Annotated in this window: 17 protein-coding genes; 8 read left to right on the forward strand and 9 right to left on the reverse strand. The window is 72.3% G+C overall.

All coding sequences use genetic code 11. The features are described from left to right. Nucleotides 1-173: 173 nt before the first annotated feature. Entirely contained in the window at nt 174-974 is an 801-nt protein-coding gene (locus tag AC3A3L_RS11450; protein ID WP_487640150.1) for an enoyl-CoA hydratase/isomerase family protein, read from the forward strand. 3 nt (nt 975-977) lie between these two features. On the opposite strand, the gene AC3A3L_RS11455 is transcribed toward AC3A3L_RS11450, so the two are convergent. The 6 genes from AC3A3L_RS11455 to ileS are packed head-to-tail and all read right to left on the reverse strand — an operon-like array spanning nt 978 to nt 7,611. Then, a complete protein-coding gene (locus AC3A3L_RS11455; RefSeq protein WP_487640151.1) occupies nt 978-1,763 on the reverse strand; it encodes a M14 family zinc carboxypeptidase in 786 nt (261 codons plus the stop codon). Continuing rightward, complete coding sequence (locus AC3A3L_RS11460) at nt 1,763-2,185, reverse strand: hypothetical protein (RefSeq protein ID WP_487640152.1); 423 nt, start codon at nt 2,183-2,185, stop codon at nt 1,763-1,765. The genes AC3A3L_RS11455 and AC3A3L_RS11460 overlap by 1 nt, the downstream gene beginning before the upstream one ends. Before the next feature lie 16 nt (nt 2,186-2,201). Next, complete coding sequence (locus AC3A3L_RS11465; RefSeq protein WP_487640153.1) at nt 2,202-2,522, reverse strand: DivIVA domain-containing protein; 321 nt, start codon at nt 2,520-2,522, stop codon at nt 2,202-2,204. Beyond that, a complete protein-coding gene (locus tag AC3A3L_RS11470; RefSeq protein ID WP_487640154.1) occupies nt 2,522-3,304 on the reverse strand; it encodes an LOG family protein in 783 nt (260 codons plus the stop codon). The genes AC3A3L_RS11465 and AC3A3L_RS11470 overlap by 1 nt, the downstream gene beginning before the upstream one ends. Further along, on the reverse strand, nt 3,301-4,359 hold the full coding sequence (dapE, locus tag AC3A3L_RS11475) for a succinyl-diaminopimelate desuccinylase (protein WP_487640155.1): 1,059 nt from the start codon (nt 4,357-4,359) through the stop codon (nt 3,301-3,303). The genes AC3A3L_RS11470 and dapE overlap by 4 nt, the downstream gene beginning before the upstream one ends. Nucleotides 4,360-4,407: 48 nt before the next feature. Continuing rightward, a complete protein-coding gene (gene ileS / locus AC3A3L_RS11480; RefSeq protein ID WP_487640156.1) occupies nt 4,408-7,611 on the reverse strand; it encodes an isoleucine--tRNA ligase in 3,204 nt (1,067 codons plus the stop codon). Nucleotides 7,612-7,958: 347 nt separating this feature from the next. Here ileS and AC3A3L_RS11485 point away from each other — a divergent pair, with 347 nt between their 5' ends. Then, on the forward strand, nt 7,959-9,878 hold the full coding sequence (locus tag AC3A3L_RS11485; protein ID WP_487640157.1) for a PKD domain-containing protein: 1,920 nt from the start codon (nt 7,959-7,961) through the stop codon (nt 9,876-9,878). Nucleotides 9,879-10,050: 172 nt separating this feature from the next. Here the strand turns inward: AC3A3L_RS11485 and AC3A3L_RS11490 are convergent, their stop codons facing one another. After that, nucleotides 10,051-10,893, reverse strand: a complete 843-nt coding sequence (locus AC3A3L_RS11490; protein ID WP_487640158.1) for a hypothetical protein — start codon at nt 10,891-10,893, stop codon at nt 10,051-10,053. 385 nt (nt 10,894-11,278) lie between these two features. Here AC3A3L_RS11490 and AC3A3L_RS11495 point away from each other — a divergent pair, with 385 nt between their 5' ends. The 3 genes from AC3A3L_RS11495 to AC3A3L_RS11505 are packed head-to-tail and all read left to right on the forward strand — an operon-like array spanning nt 11,279 to nt 13,782. Then, a complete protein-coding gene (locus AC3A3L_RS11495) occupies nt 11,279-11,824 on the forward strand; it encodes a DinB family protein (protein WP_487640159.1) in 546 nt (181 codons plus the stop codon). Between the two features lie 43 nt (nt 11,825-11,867). Next, nucleotides 11,868-12,806 carry a 2,3,4,5-tetrahydropyridine-2,6-dicarboxylate N-succinyltransferase gene (gene dapD, locus AC3A3L_RS11500; RefSeq protein ID WP_487640160.1) on the forward strand — a complete coding sequence of 313 codons (939 nt, stop codon included), beginning with the start codon at nt 11,868-11,870 and terminating at the stop codon, nt 12,804-12,806. A 7-nt stretch (nt 12,807-12,813) separates the two neighbouring features. Further along, nucleotides 12,814-13,782, forward strand: coding sequence for a VldE C-terminal domain-containing protein (locus AC3A3L_RS11505; protein ID WP_487640161.1), 969 nt, complete (start codon nt 12,814-12,816; stop codon nt 13,780-13,782). Nucleotides 13,783-13,884: 102 nt separating this feature from the next. Here the strand turns inward: AC3A3L_RS11505 and dapC are convergent, their stop codons facing one another. Further along, on the reverse strand, nt 13,885-15,045 hold the full coding sequence (gene dapC, locus AC3A3L_RS11510; RefSeq protein ID WP_487640162.1) for a succinyldiaminopimelate transaminase: 1,161 nt from the start codon (nt 15,043-15,045) through the stop codon (nt 13,885-13,887). Continuing rightward, a complete protein-coding gene (gene fdxA, locus AC3A3L_RS11515; RefSeq protein WP_056604759.1) occupies nt 15,042-15,368 on the reverse strand; it encodes a ferredoxin in 327 nt (108 codons plus the stop codon). Before fdxA ends, dapC begins: the two co-directional genes overlap by 4 nt. A gap of 87 nt (nt 15,369-15,455) precedes the next feature. Between fdxA and AC3A3L_RS11520 the strand changes: the two genes are divergently transcribed. From AC3A3L_RS11520 to aspS, 3 genes are all read left to right on the forward strand, one after another. Beyond that, the gene (locus AC3A3L_RS11520; protein ID WP_487640163.1) at nt 15,456-16,394 is read left to right on the forward strand and encodes a GNAT family N-acetyltransferase; all 939 of its coding nucleotides are present in this window, start codon (nt 15,456-15,458) and stop codon (nt 16,392-16,394) included. Between the two features lie 45 nt (nt 16,395-16,439). Further along, nucleotides 16,440-17,243 (forward strand): hypothetical protein, encoded by an 804-nt coding sequence (locus AC3A3L_RS11525; RefSeq protein WP_487640164.1) that lies wholly within the window; start codon nt 16,440-16,442, stop codon nt 17,241-17,243. 232 nt (nt 17,244-17,475) lie between these two features. Continuing rightward, entirely contained in the window at nt 17,476-18,765 is a 1,290-nt protein-coding gene (aspS, locus tag AC3A3L_RS11530; RefSeq protein WP_487640165.1) for an aspartate--tRNA(Asn) ligase, read from the forward strand.

The following is an 18,765-nucleotide window of genomic DNA, read 5'->3' on the forward strand; positions in this document are numbered from 1 at the left end:
GCACCTCTTCCTGTTCAGCCATCACTGGTTGTGGCTCATCACATGCGAATCGAGGCGGCTGAGTCGTTTCGGCCACCTCGATCGGCGTCGTACGCGGTCCATTATCCCCCATGAGCCGCGTGATCGGCACCACAGGGCGTAAACACCCGATGTTGGTCAGGCAGACTGCGACCATGACGACCTCCCAGCCCCAGGTCCTGCTCGACGTGCAGGACGGCGTCGCGACGATCACGCTCAACCGGCCCGAGGCCATGAACGGCCTCGACGTCGCCACCAAGGACCTGCTGCGCGACACCGTCCAGCGGGTCGCCGACGACCCGGAGGTGCGCTGCGTCGTGCTCACGGGCAGCGGCCGCGCCTTCTGCGTGGGCCAGGACCTCAAGGAGCACCTCGCCGGCCTGAAGGGCGAGGCGGACGTCCCGCTGTCGGAGACCGTCGAGCAGCACTACAACCCGATCGTGCTGGCGCTGGCGACGATGCCGAAGCCGGTCGTCGCGGCGGTCAACGGCGTCGCAGCCGGCGCCGGGGCGAGCCTGGCCTTCGCCGCCGACTTCCGGGTCGTCGTCGACTCCGCCGGCTTCAACACCTCCTTCGCCGGGGTGGCGCTGTCGTGCGACACCGGGTCGAGCTGGACGCTGCAGCGCCTCGTCGGGCGCGCCAGGGCGGTCGAGCTGCTCTACTTCCCGCGCACCGTGACCGCGCAGGAGGCGCTCGAGCTGGGGCTGGCCACCCAGGTGGTCACGGCCGAGGAGCTCCCGCAGGCCGTGCGCGAGCTCGCCACCCGCCTGGCGTCGGGCCCGACCGTCGCGCTGGGCTCGATCCGGCAGGCAGTGGCGTACGCCGCCGCGCACCCGCTGGAGGACTCGCTGGCCTTCGAGGCCGAGAAGATGGCGCTGACCGGCGGCACCGAGGACCACCTCGCCGCGGTCGACGCCTTCATGGCCAAGGAGAAGCCCGTCTTCCACGGCCGGTGAGGCTCAGCCGCGGCGCGTGCGGTGGGCGCCGAGGACGCCGAGGACCTGCCGGGGGGCCTGGACGGCCATCCGGTGCCGCGAGGGCCGGCTGCCGTACTCGACGGTGAGCGCGGAGCCGCGGAAGCGGTGGTTGAACCACATCGTCATGGTGCCGTGGCACAGCCCCCCGCAGTCGAGGGAGGTGCGCGGCAGGCGCAGAGCGCGCGCCAGGCGCCGCGCGAAGCCCGGGTCCTTGGTGTCCGTGTCGACGCCGTGCAGCGGCTGGTGGAAGCTGATCACCCGGCGCGGGTCGATCTCCTCGAGGAAGGACATCACGGCCCGCGTCTCCGGCTCGCTCGCCGGGCGGGGGCCGGACTCGTAGTTCCCGTCGAGGTCCTTCCACAGGTGCGGGAAGTTGCGGTTGAGGTCGACGCCGCGGGCGTTGCGGCGGGTGCCGCGGGCGAGCCCGTCGGGGTTGTAGGTGGGCAGCACCCACAGGTCCACGCCGCGGACCGGTCGTCCGTCGCGCAGCGTCTCGAGGATCCGGCGGGTGTGCGGCTCGTTGCCGTGCATCGTCGACACCAGCACGATCCGGCGCTTGCCCGGCTCGCCCAGCCGCCACGCCCGGATCGGCCGCCCCTCGACCGAGTGGCCGATCGTGCGGACCTCGACCACGGCCGGGCGCTCGGCGGGTCCCTCGGCCGCGGCCGCCACGGCCGGGGCGGACACCGGCTGGCTGAGTCCCGCGACCACCAGGGCCGCGGTCGCCAGCACGGCGGCGTACGGCGACCGGGTGCTCGGCGTGCGCATCACACGGCCGCGGTGAGGTAGGCCCAGGTGAAGACCAGCACGCCGACCACCATCCCGAGGTGGGCCAGCAGGGACAGGCCCGGCCCGTCGCTCCACGAGTCGCCTGCGGCCTCGGGCGCGTGCCGCCCCTTGGTGGGCAGCCAGCGCGCGAGGATCAGCAGCCCGCAGACGGCGGTGAGCCACCAGCAGGCGATCGCGACGATGCCGACGAGCGGTCCCCCGAGCGCGGAGTCCTCGGGAGCCAGCAGCACGCCGAGCCACAGGACCAGCGCGACGATGCCGGACACGAAGTGCGTGAGGGGCACGCGGCTGCTGATGGAGAGGCGGCCGGCGGCGGCATCGTTGCGCAGGCGCAGCCTGGTCAGCACGATCGCCACGGCAGCGAGGGCCGTGAGGATCCAGACGACGATCGTGAACGACATGACGCGGCAGTCTGCCCTAGACGCGTGGCGGCTCGCCAGACGAGGCGGGACCGTCGGGCTGGTCCCCCGGCTCGTCCCCCGGCTCGTCCCCGCGCCGCTCCTCCAGCTCGGTCGCCAGCCGGGCGAGCAGCTCGTCGACGTCGGACATGCGGTAGCCGCGGAAGGCGAGGGGGAACCGCACCCTGCGCAGGTCGGGTGCCGCGATCGGGCGGTCGGCGGGCAGCACGAGGTCCGGACGGTCGTCGTACGCCGGGGGCATCGAACCGCCGCGGCCGGAGGCCACCATCGCGACGCCACCCATCACGAGGACGACGAGGACGGCGAAGAGCCACATCATCACTCGGGCCGCTCCGGCGCGGGGGTGGGCCAGCGGTCCTCGCGGGCGGCCACCATCAGCGACACCGCCTCGTCGATGTCGTCGGTCAGCACCATCATGTCGAGGTCGGCGGCGTTGATCTTGCCCTCGGCCAGCACCGTGTCGCGCAGCCAGTCGAAGAGTCCGGACCAGTACGCGGTGCCGATGAGGACGATGGGGAACGACGTGACCTTGCGCGTCTGCACCAGCGTCAGCGCCTCGAAGAGCTCGTCCAGGGTGCCGAGGCCACCGGGCAGGACGATGAAGCCCTGGGAGTACTTGACGAACATGGTCTTGCGCGCGAAGAAGTAGCGGAAGTTGATGCCCTTGTCGACCCACTGGTTGAGGCCGGACTCGAAGGGCAGCTCGATGCCGAGCCCGACGCTCGCGCCGCCGGCCTCGCAGGCGCCCTTGTTGGCCGCCTCCATCGCTCCCGGGCCGCCGCCGGTGATGACGGCGAAGCCGGCCTCGGCGAGCTTGCGGCCGACGTCCTCACCGATGGCGAAGTGGGGGTGGTCGACCGGGGTGCGGGCGGACCCGAAGACCGCGATCGCGGGGCCGATCTCGGCCAGGGCACCGAAGCCCTCGACGAACTCGGCCTGGATCCGCAGGACGCGCCATGGATCGGTGTGCACCCAGTCGGTCGGGCCGCGGGAGTCGAGCAGCCGCTGGTCGGTCGTGCTGCCCTCGTGGACCTGGCCGCGGCGCTCGATGACGGGGCCCGCGACCCGGTCGCCCTGCTGGTCGCTGCGTCGAGGGTTCATGCCAGCCACTCCTTGAGGATCCGCTCGCAGCGCTCGATGTGTTCGGTGGGGACGTGCTCGTCCTGCTTGTGGGCGAACATCGGGTCGCCGGGGCCGAAGTTCACCGCCGGGACGCCGAGCCGGGTGAATTGCGCGACGTCGGTCCATCCGAACTTCGGCGCAGGCTCGCCGCCCACGGCCTCGACGAACGCCTTCGCCGCCGGCCGGTCGAGCCCGGGCATCGCGCCGGCGGCCATGTCTGTCACCCTGACGTCGTAGCCCTCGAAGAAGTCGCGCACGAACGCCTCCGCGTCGGCCTCGCTGCGGTCGGGGGCGAACCGGAAGTTCACCTCGACGACGCACTCGTCGGGGATGACGTTGCCGGCGACACCGCCCCGGATGCCGGTCGCGTTGAGGCCCTCGTGGTAGGTGAGTCCGTCGATCTCGGGCTGCCGCGCGACGTAGTCGTTGAGCCGGCCGAGCACGGGGCCGGCGAGGTGGATGGCGTTGACGCCCTTCCAGCTGCGGGCGCTGTGCGAGCGCTCGCCCGTGGTCCGTACGTCGACGCGCATCGTGCCCTGGCAGCCCGCCTCGATCGAGGCGTTGCTCGGCTCCATCAGGATCGCGAAGTCGGCCTGCAGCAGGTCGGGGTCGCTCTCGGTCAGCTTGCGCAGGCCGTTGTGGACCGAGTCGACCTCCTCGGCCTCGTAGAAGATGAAGGTGAGGTCGCGGTTGGGCGCGGTGACGTCGGCGGCCAGCTTGAGCATCACCGAGTCGCCTCCCTTCATGTCGCAGCTGCCGAGCCCGTGCAGGACGCCGTCCTCGAGCCGCGAGGGCAGGTTGTCGTTGAGCGGCACGGTGTCGAGGTGCCCCGCGATGACCACCCGCTCGCCCAGGCCGAGCTCGGTGCGCGCGACGACCGTGTGGCCGCGCCGGGTCACGCTGAGGTGCGGCAGGGCCAGCAGGGCCGCCTCGACGGCGTCGGCGATCTCCTGCTCCTGGTGGCTGACGGAGAAGGTGTCGACGAGCTGCTGGGTCAGGGTGACGACGTCGGCGGACAGGTCCAGGTGTGCCATGCCCCGATTCAACCAGCCCGTCGACCAGTCGCCACGCCCTCCCGACGGTCAGGTCCGGGCGACCTGCACGTCGACGGCTGCGGCGTCGACGTAGGACACCGCGGTCGCCAGTGTCTCGTCCGCGATCAGGGCCTCGTGGGTCCGTGCGGCTGCCAGGGTGGCGTCGGGGCCGGAGATCGTGAGGCTGATCCGGTCGCTGACCTGGAGCCCGGCGTCCTTGCGGGCCTGCTGGACCGCGCGGACGAGGTCGCGGGCGGTGCCCTCGGCCTCGAGCTCGGGCGTCACGGCCGTGTCGAGGACGACGAAGCCGCCGCGCGGGAGCATGCCGATCGCGGTGTCGTCGTCCGACGAGCCGGCCACGGTCTCGAGGGCGTACTCCCCCTCGACGAGCGCCAACCCACCGGCAGTCACGGTGCCGTCGTCGGCGACCGACCAGTCACCGGACTTCGAGCCCTTGATCGCGAGCTGGACGTCCTTGCCGAGGCGCGGACCGGCAGCGCGGGCGTTGACCGTGAGCCGCTGCGAGACGCCGTACGACGCCGCCTCGGGCGCGTCGGCCGCGAGGACCTGGACGGCCTTGAGGTTCAGCTCGTCGGCGACGAGCTGCTCGAAGCCGTCGAGGTGGGCGTCGGTGACGACGGTGAGGCGCGCCAGCGGGAGGCGGTTGCGGAGGTTGGCGGCCTTGCGCAGCGCCGAGCCGGCCGAGCAGACGTCGCGGACGGTGTCCATCGACGCGACCAGCGACTCGTCGGCGGGCAGGTCGTCGACGGACGGCCAGTCGGTCAGGTGGACCGAGCGCTCACCGGTGAGGCCGCGCCAGACCTCCTCGGTGGTCAGCGGCATCAGCGGCGCCGTGGCGCGGCAGACCACCTCGAGCACCGTGTGGAGGGTGTCGAACGCGTCGGCGTCCTCGTCCCAGAAGCGCTCGCGAGAGCGACGGATGTACCAGTTGGTCAGCACGTCGAGGAAGCCGCGCGTCGAGTCGCACGCCGCGGCCACCTCGTAGTTGTCGAGCTGGTCGGTCATCGCGGCGACGTAGTCACGCAGCTTGGCCAGGATGTAGCGGTCCATCGGGTGCGCGCTGTCGGTCCGCCAGGTGGCGTCGTACCCCTCGCCGCCCTTCGCCGCGTTGGCGTACAGGCTGAAGAACGACCAGCTGTTCCACAGCGGGATCAGCACCTGCCGCACCGAGTCGCGGATGCCCTGCTCGGTGACGACGAGGTTGCCGCCGCGCAGGATCGGGCTCGACATGAGGAACCAGCGCATCGCGTCGGCGCCGTCGCGGTCGAAGACCTCGCGGACGTCGGGGTAGTTGCGCAGCGACTTGGACATCTTCTGGCCGTCGTTGCCCAGCACGATGCCATGGCTGAGGCACGTCGAGAACGCCGGGCGGTCGAAGATGGCGCCCGCCAGGACGTGCATCGTGTAGAACCAGCCGCGCGTCTGGCCGATGTACTCGACGATGAAGTCGCCTGGGAAGTGGTTGTCGAACCAGTCCTTGTTCTCGAACGGGTAGTGCACCTGCGCGAACGACATCGAGCCGGAGTCGAACCACACGTCGAGGACGTCGGTGACGCGACGCATCGTCGACTTCCCGGTCGGGTCGTCGGGGTTCGGGCGCGTCAGCTCGTCGACGTACGGCCGGTGCAGGTCGGGGTTGCCGTCCTTGTCGCGCGGGAGGGTGCCGAAGTCGCGCTCGATCTCCTCGAACGAGCCGTAGACGTCGACGCGCGGATGGTGCTCGTCGTCGGACTTCCACACCGGCACCGGGCTGCCCCAGAAGCGGTTGCGGGTGATCGACCAGTCGCGGGCGTTCTCCAGCCACTTGCCGAACTGGCCGTCCTTGATGTGCTCGGGCACCCAGCGGATGTCCTGGTTGAGCGCCATCAGGCGCTCCTTGACCTTGGTCACCTCGACGAACCACGACGAGACGCCCTTGTAGATCAGCGGCTGCCGGCAGCGCCAGCAGTGCGGGTAGGAGTGGTCGTAGGTCTCGCGGCGCACGAGGACCGTGCCGGGGGTGACGGAGCCGGTCTCGCCGTCGCTCCTCGTGGCGGCCTTGAGGTGGTCGATGATGTGGAGGTTGGCGTCGAAGACCTGCATGCCCTCGTAGTCGGTGACCGGGAACGTGAAGCGCCCGTCCTTGCCGACCGGCATGACCGCCTCGATGCCCTCGCGGTCGGTGACGACCTTGTCGTCCTCACCGAAGGCGCCGGCGGTGTGCACCAGCCCGGTGCCGTCCGTGGTTGTGACGAACTCGGCGGGCACGAGGCGGAAGGCGCGCTCGTGGCCGGCGTAGTAGGAGAAGGGTGGGGCGTACTCCAGGCCGACGAGGTCGGCGCCGGTGCCGCGCCAGGTGACGCTGGGCTCGTCGCCGAGCTCGCGGGCGTACGACGACAGGCGGGCCTCGGCGAGCAGGTAGCGCTCGGTGCTGCCGGTCGGTCCGTCCGACTCGACGACCACGTAGTCGATGTCCTCACCCACCATGACGGCGAGGTTGGACGGCAGGGTCCACGGGGTGGTCGTCCAGACGAGGACCTTGACGCCCTTGAAGTCCCCCTCGGTCGTGACGTCGTAGCCGACGGTGACGGCCGGGTCCTGGCGCATCTGGTAGACGTCGTCGTCCATCCGCAGCTCGTGGTTCGAGAGCGGCGTCTCGTCCTGCCAGCAGTAGGGCAGCACGCGGAAGCCCTCGTAGACCAGGCCCTTGTCGTGCAGCTGCTTGAAGGCCCAGATGACCGACTCCATGAACTCGGGGTTCATGGTGCGGTAGTCGTTGTCGAAGTCGACCCAGCGCGCCTGGCGGGTGACGTAGTCGCGCCACTCGCCGGTGTACTTCAGCACGCTCTGGCGACACGCCTCGTTGAACTTCTCGATGCCCAGCTCGACGATCTCGTCAGTGGTCTTGATGCCGTTGAGGCGCATCGCCTCGAGCTCGGCCGGCAGTCCGTGGGTGTCCCAGCCGAAGCGGCGCTCGACCCGGTGGCCGCGCATCGTCTGGTAGCGCGGGATGAGGTCCTTGACGTAGCCGGTGAGCAGGTGGCCGTAGTGCGGCAGCCCGTTGGCGAACGGCGGGCCGTCGTAGAAGACGAACTCGTTCTCGCCGTTGTCGCCCGCGTCGCGCTGCGCGACGCTCGCGCGGAAGGTGTCGTCGGACTCCCAGTAGGCGAGCACCGCCTCCTCGATCTCCGGGAAGCGCGGGCTGCTCGCGACGGTGGTCGCGTCGGTGTGGCTCACCTTGGGATAGGCCATCGGTGCTCTCCTGCGGGGCGTCGTACGTCTCGGTCGTGACTGACACGAGGACGACATCCCTGCCGCGGTACCACCTCGCTTGGGGCCCGGGGCCCCCGCTTCGTTTCGGCTGTGTCGGGCCGGACCCGTCGGGTTCTACTGGGGCAGCGGCCGGATCGCCGTACCCGTTCTTCCCGAGGCTCGCCGCTGATGACGGCTCAGACGCCTGCCCCGATCGTACGGCGCGGGGGCGCGGGGCTGCCAATCGGATTCGTGGCCGACGCATGACTGCAGCAACAAGCAAGCCGTACGGTGCGTCACACGGTTGCCGGTGCCCGCCGGCCGCCACCAGCACCCGGGGGAACGACATGAGACCTGCCCTGCGCCTCGCCGCGCCCGTCACCGTCAGCCTCGCCGTCGCCGCCGCAGCGTTGTCCGCCGTCCCGGTGGTCGCCGCACCAGTGGTCGAACCGGAGGGCTGGACGCCGACCACCACGCTGTCCGCCGCGACCGATGCGGCGCGGGACGCCCGCGTCGCCGCCGGCACGTCGGGCGCCGTGACCGCGGTCTGGGTCGCGCGTGAGAGGACGTCCGGCTCCGTCTTCAGCAACCGGCTGGTCGCCACCACGCACGTGCCCGGCGGCTGGTCGACGCCCGTCGAGATCGCTGGCTCGCTGGCGGAGGTGTCAGCGCCCGCGATCGCGGCGGGCCCCGGCGGCCGCGTGACCGTCGTGTGGGCGAGTGGCCACACGACCAGCAGCCTGGTCCTGGCGTCGTCCCGGTCTGCTGCGGGTGCCTGGTCGCAGCCCGTGGCCCTGAGCTCGAACCTGACGGCGATCGCCTCCGGCCTGGACCTGGATGTCGACGCATCCGCCGACGGGACCACCACCGCGACGTGGATCGAGGACGGGTTCGCGATGGCCGCGACCCGGCCCGTGGACGGGACCTGGTCGTCGCCGATCGAGGTGTCGCCCGCCGACCAGAGCGTCGCGGACGTGGACCTCGACGTCTCACCGGGCGGGGTGGTGGCGGTGGTCTGGCGCAGCTCCGACCGGGGCGCCATCCCGACCATCACCGACCGGGTCGGTGTCGCGACGAGGACCGCGGGTGGTGCCTGGGAGCAGCCGGCGGAGCTGGCATCGGCCGCCGACCTTGGGAAGCCCGTCGCGGCCGTCGCATCCGACGGCACCACGACGGTGGCGTGGCCCGACGCGACCGTCGTCGGCGGCAGGCTCGCGAGTGCGCGGCGCCCCGCTGGCGGCGTCTGGACGGCACCCGAGACCGTGGTGTCGGGCGATGTCCGGGAGGCGTCGCTCGTCGCGCTGCCAGACGGCCGGGTGACCGCGGCGTGGGTCCAGGAGGCCGCGGCCGGCTCGTACGTCGCGCACGGCGATCGGGTGAACGGCGCCTGGGGCGCCGCGACCTCCTTCCACCCCGTCTCGGGTACTGCCTCGGACGTCTCGTTGGCCGTCGACGCGGCGGGCAGCACGGCGGCTACGTGGGCGAACCGGGACGCGGCGGGACGGCCCTTCGTCCAGGTCGCCCGCCGACCCGCCGGCCAGGGCTGGGTCGCCGTCGACGACCTGACCGGACCGGTCGGCGAGACGACAGCCCCCTCTCCAGGCCCGCGGGTGGCCCTGGGCGCGCGCGGGGACGTGGTCGCCGCGTGGGTCACCGGCGGAGCCGCAGGCACGGTGCAGACCCGCACCTTCGACGCCGTCGCTCCGAGCATCGACTCCCTCACGGCCCCGGTCAGGGCCCGGACCGGCCGCCCGGTGACGTACTCGGTGACCGCCTCCGACGCGTGGGGGCCCGTCTCGGCAGCATGGCAGTTCAGCGAGGTCCGCGCCGAGCCGGGCGCGAGCGTCCGGCACACGTACGAACGACCCGGCACCTACAGCACGAGGCTGGTGGTCACGGACGCGGCCGGCAACGAGACCGTCCGCTCGGTCACCACGAAGGTGTCCTGGGCCCGGCCGGGCCTGGAGGTGCGGACCAACCGTCGCGTCATCCACCGTGTCGGCTCCACCCGCTCGCCGCGAAGGGTGCGGGTGAGGATCACCCTCACGCAGGGCGCACGGGTGACCATCAAGGTCGAGCGGGCCGCACGCTCGAAGGTCATGGCCCGCGTGAGCAAGCGGCTCGCGGCCGGAGACCGCACCCTCCGCCTGTCCAGCCGGATCGGCGGCCGCTCCCTCGCCCCCGGTCGCTACACCCTCGTCGTGCGCGCGACGAACGGCCACGGCACCAGCCGCACGGTGAAGGTGCCGCTGCGGGTCAAGCGTTGACCTGGCCTCCCGCGCCGTGCCGCGCCCGCGCCCGTCGCCTGCGGCGGGTAGTCCACCGGGTTTGTGATGGGTAGTCCACCGCGAAATGGTCGCCGTACCCGGCATGTGTCCGCCGGATCCCGGTGGACTACCCACCCGTGCGCGGCAGGCCTATTGCGCCAGGCCTGTAACGTCAGGCAGTTCGTCGGTATCGGAGAAGGCGTCCTCGCTGATGCTCGTCGAGCGCACGACGCAGGTCGACGGTGTGGGTCGGGGTCCACCATGCCGGCTCGTCGAGGGTCCAGGCACGCGCAGCGCCGCTGCTTGCAGCCCGGCGCGCCGCGGCCCGCAGGCGAGCCTTGAAGTCGTCGAGATCTGACCAGTCCGTGACGAGCATCGTGACCGGCTCGAGCCCGACGTCACGGAACGCAGCGTCCTTCTTGATGTCGGTCGACGTGCCCGCCAAGGTGATGTGGTCAGCGCCGTTGTACTGCCCGAGAAGGCCGAGCGTGGGTCCGATGAGGTCGGGTGTGCCGACGTGGCGCCCGTCCAGCGCGAAGACCGGTCTGTTGCAGAGGGCGGCGCCGAGCCCCGCTTGTCTCCATACACCGCGCATCCGGGTCTCCTGCGGAGACCATGAATTCTCGTCCCCCAGCGGGAGCGCGTCCCTGGCCCGCTGGATCCCGGTCACCGGACCGAGCGCTTCGACGTACGCCGCCACCTCGGCGATCGACACGAGGTCGGAGTAGCACGCCATATCGAGTGCCGTCACGGCAGCACTGATCGTCGTCGCGAGACGCATCTCGTGGACCACCGACCTCACGGCGATCGTCACTGGCAGTGAGTCGTCCCAGAGGATCTGCTCGGGATGGAGGAATTCCTGACTTACCGTGGCACCGGGTGGGGCACCCCGGTCCCTCCGAGCCAAGAGGGAGATGTCCTTCAGCGTGCCCTGGCTGTCCGTACCCTCGAACCAGGCTCCGCCAAGCCACCGAAGCCCGGCCCACCCGGTGACGGCCTCGTCGTCGCGCAGCACGGCTGCGGCCTCGACGATCCGCTGCTCGGGCGAGAGCTCGACGTCGGCAGGCACGTGCAGCCCCTGGCTCGAACGACGCCAGTGCGGCCCGCGTGCCTGTCCGCGAGTGGGACCGGCGAGACCGTCCGGGTCCACACGTGTGGGCGCCACCAGCCGCGGACGGCACGGGTGGAACGGCTCGGGTGTGAACACGACGTGAGCCTTCCCCCGCCGCGCCGTCCCATCAGGTCGTCCACAGGGCAGTTCTGAGGATCACGCCGGGAGCACAGCCGGGGTAGTACACCGGGCTCTGGCGGGTAGCCCACCGGGAAGTGGTCGCCACAAGGGCACCGCAGCAGCCAGAACCCGGTGGACTACCGGGGGCGAGTGGCGGTTGGGTTACCCCATGGCGAACCCCGGATACGACGGCATGTGGCTCCCGACCGACCAGGACCCACGGATGCAGATGGGGCCGACGCGCGGGGAGAAGGAGTGCCTGGTGGGCTACCTCGAGCACTACCGGCAGACCCTCGCGCTGAAGTGCGACGACCTGAGCGCGGAGCAGCTGGCGACCCGGGCCGTCCCGCCGTCGAACATCTCGCTGCTCGGGCTGGTACGGCACATGGCGCGGGTCGAGCAGAGCTGGTTCCGGCGGGTGATCGAGGGGCGGATGGACATCCCGCGGCTGTTCGCGGCCGAGGAGGAGGACGCCGGCTTCGGCTTCCCCGACGCCGACGACGACCTCGTGCGTGCCAGCCACGCGCTCTGGCAGTCGGAGATCGCCTACGCCCGTGACGTGCTCGAGCGCACGGACCTCGACGCCGTCGTGGACGTGCACGGCGAGCCCACCGAGGTGCGCGACATCGTGGTGCACATGGTCGAGGAGTACGCCCGTCACTGCGGCCACGCCGACCTCGTCCGGGAGTGCATCGACGGGCGCGCCGGGCAGTAGGGCTGCACCCTGGCGGGTGGGGCGACCTCCGTAGGCTGTGCGGGTGACTGCTGCCTCCGGCTACGGCCTCCTGACCCTGCACGGCGACACCGTGCTCGACGCCTGGTTCCCCTCTCCCGTCCTCGGTGCGACCGACGGCGGCCCGTCGGAGGAGCTCGCCTACCTCGACGGCGGCGAGGACGACCTCCGCGGCGTCACCCGCGTGGTGCGCCTCGTCGAGATCGACGACCTCGACGCCGCCCCCACGTCGACCGAGGACGTCTGGCTGCGGCTCCACCTGCTCTCCCACCGCCTCGTGAAGCCGCACGGCGTGAACCTCGACGGCATCTTCGGCCTGCTCGCCAACGTGGTGTGGACCTCCGCCGGACCCTGCGCGGTCGAGGGCTTCGAGCAGGTGCGCGCCAAGCTGCGCACGGTCGTGCCCGGCCACGTGGTGCAGGTCTTCGGCGTCGACAAGTTCCCGCGGATGACCGACTACGTCCTGCCGACCGGCGTCCGGATCGCCGACGCCGACCGGGTCCGCCTCGGCGCGCACCTGGCCGAGGGCACCACCGTCATGCACGAGGGCTTCGTGAACTTCAACGCCGGCACCCTGGGCACGTCGATGGTCGAGGGCCGCATCTCGGCGGGCGTCGTCGTGGGCGACGGCTCCGACGTCGGTGGCGGCTCGTCGATCATGGGCACGCTGTCCGGCGGGGGCAAGGAGACCATCTCCGTCGGCAAGCGCTGCCTGCTCGGCGCCAATGCCGGCATCGGCATCTCGCTCGGCGACGACTGCGTCGTGGAGGCCGGCTGCTACGTCACCGCCGGCACCAAGGTGACCGTCACCGACATGGACGGCAAGCCCGCGGTCGTGAAGGCCGCCACCCTCTCGGGCGTCGACAACATCCTCTTCCGCCGCAACTCGGTCAGCGGCGCCATCGAGGCGGTGCCGTGGAAGGGCGACGGGATCGCCCTCAACGCAGCGCTGCACGCCAACTAGGGCCTCCGTGCCGTCCCTCCGCACGGCCGCCATCGGCGCGGTGGTCGCGCTCGGAGCCGTGGCGACCGCCGTGGTGCTCGTGGACCGCGGCGCCGTACCGCCCATCCTCGACACCAGCGGCTGCACCGCCGAGGTCGACGGCCACACCGTCGAGATCGACCTCGAGCAGGCCGAGAACGCCGCCCTCATCACGGCCATCTCGGTCGAGCGGGGCATGCCCGCGCGCGCGGCGAGCATTGCGCTCGCGACGGCCTACCAGGAGTCGAAGCTCTACAACATCGACTACGGCGACCGGGACTCCGTCGGGCTGTTCCAGCAGCGGCCGTCCCAGGGCTGGGGCAGCGTCGAGCAGCTGACCGACCCGGTCTTCGCGACCAACGCCTTCTACGACGCGCTGCAGAAGGTCGACGGCTACGACAGCATGGAGATCACCGTCGCCGCGCAGGAGGTGCAGCGCTCGGGCTTCCCCGATGCGTACGCCGACCACGAGAAGGACGGCCGCGCGCTCGCCTCCGCGCTGACCGGCAACTCGCGTGCCGCCCTGTGGTGCGACGTGCCGGGCGACGCCGACGAGGCCTCCGACGAGCTCGACGAGACCGGGCTCGTGGCGCGCGCCACCGTCGTACGCCGCGACCTGGAGGAGCGCTTCGGCGCCCTGTCCCTCGGTGGGTTCGAGCCCCGGGGCGTGTCGAGCGGCCACATGGAGGGCTCGGCCCACTACGAGGGCCGCGCGATCGACGTGTTCTTCCGGCCGGTCAGCGACGAGAACAAGAAGCGCGGCTGGGCGATGGCGTCCTACCTCGTCGCCAACGCCGACCGCCTCGACGTCAAGACCGTGATCTTCGACGACCGCATCTGGCGCGCCGGCTCGTGGTCGGGCGACGGGTGGAGCGACTACCGAGTGCCGTCGTCCTCGCGCGGCGACCGCGCGATCCTGGAGCACCGCGACCACGTCCACGTGGACGTCTTCGACTGACGACTGGGACGCCTGCGCAGAATCCCCGCTCGAGCGGGGATTCTCGCTCCTGGAGGCCTTTGCAAACCCCTCGAGGAGTCAGGACACCCCTACAAGTCGCCCTCAGGCCGAGAGCCGGGCGGCCGCGGCGGCGACCCGCTCGTCGGTCGCGGTGAAGGCGACGCGGACGTGCTCGCGCCCGGCCGGGCCGTAGAACTCGCCCGGCGCCACGAGGATGCCCTGCTCGGCGAGCGCGGCGACGGTCTGCCAGCAGTCCTCGCCCCGGGTCGCCCAGAGGTAGAGGGAGGCCTCGGAGTGGTCGATGCGGAAGCCCGCGGCCTCGAGGGCACTCATCAGCTGCAGGCGGCGGGCGGCGTAGGTCGCGCGCTGCTCGTCGACGTGGGCGTCGTCGTCGAGCGCGGCGATCATGGCGCGCTGCTGCGGGCCGGGCATCTGGAGGCCGAGGTTCTTGCGGACCGCGAGCAGCTCCCCGACGAGGGCGGGGTCGCCGGCCAGGAACGCGCAGCGGTAGCCGGCGAGGTTCGACCGCTTGGAGAGGGAGTGGACGGCGAGGATGCCGTCGAGCGAACCGCCGTTGACCTGTGGGTCGAGGATCGAGAGCGGCCGCTCGGCGGGGTCGTCGGACCACGCGCACTCGATGTAGCACTCGTCGGAGACGAGCACCGTGCCGCGCTCGCGGCACCACTCGACCACCTTGCGGAGGTGGGCCAGCGGCAGGACCCGGCCGGTCGGGTTGGCCGGGCTGTTGAGCCACAGCAGGCGCGGGGTGCGGGGGCCGAACGCGGTGAGCGAGTCGGTGGCCAGGCTGTCGGCACCGGCGAGTGCCGCACCCACCTCGTAGGTCGGGTAGGCCAGCGCGGGATAGCCGACGAGGTCGCCGGGCCCGATGCCGAGGTGGAGCGCCATCGACCCGATGAGCTCCTTGGAGCCGGTCACCGGCAGCACGCCGTCGAGCCCGAGCCCCGTCACGCCGTGGCGGCGCGCCAGCCAGTCGATCGCCGCCTGCCGGGTCGCCTCGAGTCCGATCGTCGTGGGGTAGCCCGGTGAGTCGGCGGCCGCCCGCAGCGCGTCCTGGACGACGACCGGGGTGGGGTCGACGGGCGTGCCGACCGAGAGGTCACAGACCCCGTCGGGGTGGGCGCGCGCCGTGGCGGCGTACGTCGTGAGCTTGTCCCAGGGGAAGTCCGGGAGACGCTGCGAGACCTTCCGGTGGTCTCGTGACGGCCGCACGGCGACCTCCTCGACCAGCGGAAGGTCGGTCACTCGTCGTGCTCCTGCGGGGGCAGCGCGGCGACGAGCTCGTGGTCCTTGTCGATGACGCCCATCTTGGCGGCGCCGCCGGGCGAGCCGAGGTCGTCGAAGAAGTGCACGTTCGCGTCGTAGTAGCCCTTCCACTCCTCCGGGGTGTCGTCCTCGTAGAAGATCGCCTCGACCGGGCAGACCGGCTCGCAGGCACCGCAGTCGACGCACTCGTCAGGGTGGATGTAGAGCATCCGCTTGCCCTCGTAGATGCAGTCGACGGGGCACTCGTCGACGCACGCGCGGTCCTTGAGGTCGACGCACGGCTGGGCGATGACGTAGGTCACCAGGTCCTCCTGAAGGCGGCTGTGATGGGGCAGTGATCGGGGTGGTCCGATCGGGTCGAGCAGTCGTCCCACTCTAGTATCCGGCGGGTGCCCGACACGCCAGAACCCCACCCCGGCGAGACGGACGAGACGCGGGTGGGCCGCCACCGCCTCGGCCCCCACGTCGTGGGCCAGCGCGTCGTCGTACGCCGCCTCCTGCCCGACGGACGTGCGACCGACGTCCTCGGCACGTGTACGGCGTGGGACGCGGACTCGCTCACCATCGACCGGGACGGGCCGCCCGGGAACACTGGTCCCGTCGTCATCCCCCTCGCGGACGTCGTGACCGGCAAGCCGGTGCCGCCACGCGCCTCGGTGCGGTTGCGGGTCTCGCCGCAGGAGGTGGAGGAGCACGTCGCGGCCCTCTGGGGCTCGGTCACCACCGAGGCGCTCGGTCGCTGGGTGCTGCGAGCCTCTCCCCCGCACGGAGGTCGCCTGCGGCGTCGCGGCAACTCGGCACTGGCGATGCACGAGCCGGGCATCGGCTGGGCAGACGCGGCCTTCGGCGTGCGCCGCTTCTACGACGCGCTCGACCAGACCCCGCTGGTGCAGGTGCAGCGGGGCTCGGACGTCGAGCACACGCTGGCCCCGCTCGGCTTCGCCCCGATGGGCGACGGCGACGCGCACGCCCAGCTCGCGTCCGTCGCACGCGCCCTGCGTTCGGTGCGGGCGGTCGCGGCCGACGTCCCTGCCTCCCTCGACGAGCGGCCGGGGTCGGCGACGGTGTCGCTGGGCGGAGGCCTCGCGACCGGGCGCGGGGTGCTCTCCGGCGACTGGTTGCTCCTCGAGTCGCTCGTGGTGGACCCGGCCGAGCGGCGCCGCGGCCTGGCGACCGCCGTGCTGTCCGAGCTCCTCGACTGGGGCGCGTCGCTCGGCGCGACCACGGCGCTGCTGCACGTGGAGACCGACAACGACGGCGCCATCGCGCTCTACGAGCGGCACGGCTTCGTCACCCACCACACCAACCGCTACCTCGTCGCCTCCTAGCCTGTGGCCACGTCGGCCTCACCCGCCGCCGTGTTGGATGGGGGCATGACCACCGCGCAGCGCACCACCGCACCCGCGCCGACCGGCGCCGACCGCGGCCGCCAGGTCGGCGTCACGATCGCGGAGGTGTTCTGCATCGTCGGCACGCTCGTCGGTGTGGGCGTCATCGGCACCCGCGTCGCCGAGAGCTCGGGCGGTGCGCTGTCCGCCGACGCCACCCTGCTCGCGCCGCTCGGACCGGCCTTCTCGATCTGGTCGGTGGTGTACGCCGGCCTCGCCGCCTACACCGTGTGGCAGTGGCTGCCCTCGTCGACCACGGACCCGCGCGCGCGACGCACCGGCTGGCTCGCCGCCGCCTCCATGGCGCTCAACGCCGGCTGGCTCCTGGTCACCCAGCAGGGCTGGCTGTGGGCGTCCGTCCTCGTCATCGTCGCCCTGGTCGTCGTCCTCGGCGTGCTGGTCCAGCGCCTGGCCGACCTCGGCCCCGCCCCCTCGCTCGTGCAGCGCGTCGTGGTGGACGGCACGTTCGGCCTCTACCTGGGCTGGGTCGCGGTAGCGACCTGCGCGAACATCACCGCCACCCTCGTCGCCGACGGCGTCGAGACCTCCGCCCTCGTGGGCGAGCTGGTCGCGGCCCTGGTCATCGCCGTCGTCGTCGCGGTCGCCGCGGTCGTCGTGGCGCGCACCGGTCCGCGCTGGAGCTTCGCGGCTGCCGCCGCGTGGGGGCTCGCCTGGATCGCGGTCGGGCGGCTCACCGACGAGCCGGCCTCCACCCAGGTCGGCGTCGTCGCGGCGATCGGAGCCGTGGCCGTGCTCGGGCTGACCGCCCGGGCCGCCGCCCGGGACTGAGCGCCGATCGGAAAACACGTGGCACCCGCGGGCGGTCCGGCCTAGGGTCGCCCCGACGACCGCGGGGCCTGACACACCCCCTGCAACCCGGCAGCGCAGCGGCGTCCGCGCGTCCGGCGTCACCGACGAGAGGCCGGGCACCTCGTGACGGAGCCAGCCCGGCGAAGGTGTGGTGGCACCGCGACCTAGCCCCCGCCCACACCTCCAGGGCCTCATCCCCTTGGAGGACATCATGAGATCGCTCTGTTCATCGCTCGGCGCCGAGACCGGTTCGACCGTCACCCTCGAGGGCTGGGTGCACCGGCGCCGCGAGCTGGCCCGCGTGACCTTCCTCGTGGTGCGCGACCGCAGCGGGCTGGCCCAGGTCGTGCTGCCGGCCGGGACGGACGTGCCCCCGGAGGAGACGGTCGTCCGGGTCACCGGCACCGCCACCGCCAGCTCCCAGGCACCCGGCGGCGTGGAGGTCACCGACGCGGTCGTCGAGCTCCTCACCGAGCCGGCCGCGACGCCGCCGGTCGAGCTGTGGCGCCCGACCATGGACGCGTCCCTGCCGACGCTGCTCGACCACGCCCCGGTCCTCTGGCGACACCCGGCCCAGCGTGCCCGCTGGCAGCTCGCCGCAGCGTCCCTGCGCGGCTTCCGTGCCACGCTGGACGGGCTCGGCTTCACCGAGGTCACCACCCCCAAGGTGGTGGGTACGGCGACGGAGTCGGGGGCGAACGTGTTCCCGGTCGACTGGTTCGGGCGGCCGGCGTACCTCGCCCAGAGCCCGCAGTTCTACAAGCAGCAGCTGGTCGGGGTCTTCGAGCGCGTCTACGAGGTCGGCCCGGTGTTCCGTGCCGAGCCGCACGACACCGTCCGGCACCTCGCGGAGTACCGCTCGCTGGACGTCGAGCTCGGCTTCGTCCGCGACCACCGTGACGTGCTGCAGGTGCTGCGGGACGTGCTCGCCGGGATGGTCGAGGCGGTCGCCGCCGAGGGACCCGCGGTGGAGCGCACCGGTGCGTCGCTGCCGGTGGTGCCCGACGAGGTCCCGGTGATCCACTTCGCCGACGCGCTGGCGCTCGTCGGGGCGCCGGCCGACGAGCCGGACCTCGCACCGGAGCACGAGCGCGCCCTCGGCGCCTGGGCGCTGGCCGAGCACGGCAGCGACTTCCTGGCCGTCGAGGGCTACCCGATGGCGAAGCGGCCGTTCTACACGCACCCGTGGTCTCGTGACGGCGCCGGGGCGCCTCCTCGACCGGCGGGTGCGTCCAACAGCTTCGACCTGCTCTTCCGCGGGCTGGAGCTGGTCACGGGAGGTCAGCGGCTGCACCGGGCGTCGGACTACGAGCGCGCGATCCGGGCGCGCGGCGAGGACCCGGCGGCGTACGACTCCTACCTGCAGGCGTTCCGGCACGGGATGCCGCCGCACGGCGGGTTCGCCATCGGGCTCGAGCGGTGGGTCGGCCGGCTGGTCGGGGCCGCCAACGTCCGCGAGGTCACCCTCTTCCCGCGCGACCTGAACCGGCTGGCTCCGTAG

This window comes from Nocardioides sp. Soil_C_8, assembly GCF_057656315.1.

What these genes read in the sequence shown, in the direction of transcription:
- AC3A3L_RS11485 (WP_487640157.1), top strand. Translation starts at nt 7,959, where the DNA reads ATGAGACCTGCCCTGCGCCTCGCCGCGCCCGTCACCGTCAGCCTCGCC.
- AC3A3L_RS11525 (WP_487640164.1), top strand. Translation starts at nt 16,440, where the DNA reads ATGACCACCGCGCAGCGCACCACCGCACCCGCGCCGACCGGCGCCGAC.
- AC3A3L_RS11450 (WP_487640150.1), top strand. Translation starts at nt 174, where the DNA reads ATGACGACCTCCCAGCCCCAGGTCCTGCTCGACGTGCAGGACGGCGTC.
- AC3A3L_RS11460 (WP_487640152.1), bottom strand. Translation starts at nt 2,185, where the DNA reads ATGTCGTTCACGATCGTCGTCTGGATCCTCACGGCCCTCGCTGCCGTG.
- AC3A3L_RS11495 (WP_487640159.1), top strand. Translation starts at nt 11,279, where the DNA reads ATGGCGAACCCCGGATACGACGGCATGTGGCTCCCGACCGACCAGGAC.
- ileS (WP_487640156.1), bottom strand. Translation starts at nt 7,611, where the DNA reads ATGGCCTATCCCAAGGTGAGCCACACCGACGCGACCACCGTCGCGAGC.
- aspS (WP_487640165.1), top strand. Translation starts at nt 17,476, where the DNA reads ATGAGATCGCTCTGTTCATCGCTCGGCGCCGAGACCGGTTCGACCGTC.
- AC3A3L_RS11465 (WP_487640153.1), bottom strand. Translation starts at nt 2,522, where the DNA reads ATGATGTGGCTCTTCGCCGTCCTCGTCGTCCTCGTGATGGGTGGCGTC.
- AC3A3L_RS11455 (WP_487640151.1), bottom strand. Translation starts at nt 1,763, where the DNA reads ATGCGCACGCCGAGCACCCGGTCGCCGTACGCCGCCGTGCTGGCGACC.
- AC3A3L_RS11470 (WP_487640154.1), bottom strand. Translation starts at nt 3,304, where the DNA reads ATGAACCCTCGACGCAGCGACCAGCAGGGCGACCGGGTCGCGGGCCCC.
- dapE (WP_487640155.1), bottom strand. Translation starts at nt 4,359, where the DNA reads ATGGCACACCTGGACCTGTCCGCCGACGTCGTCACCCTGACCCAGCAG.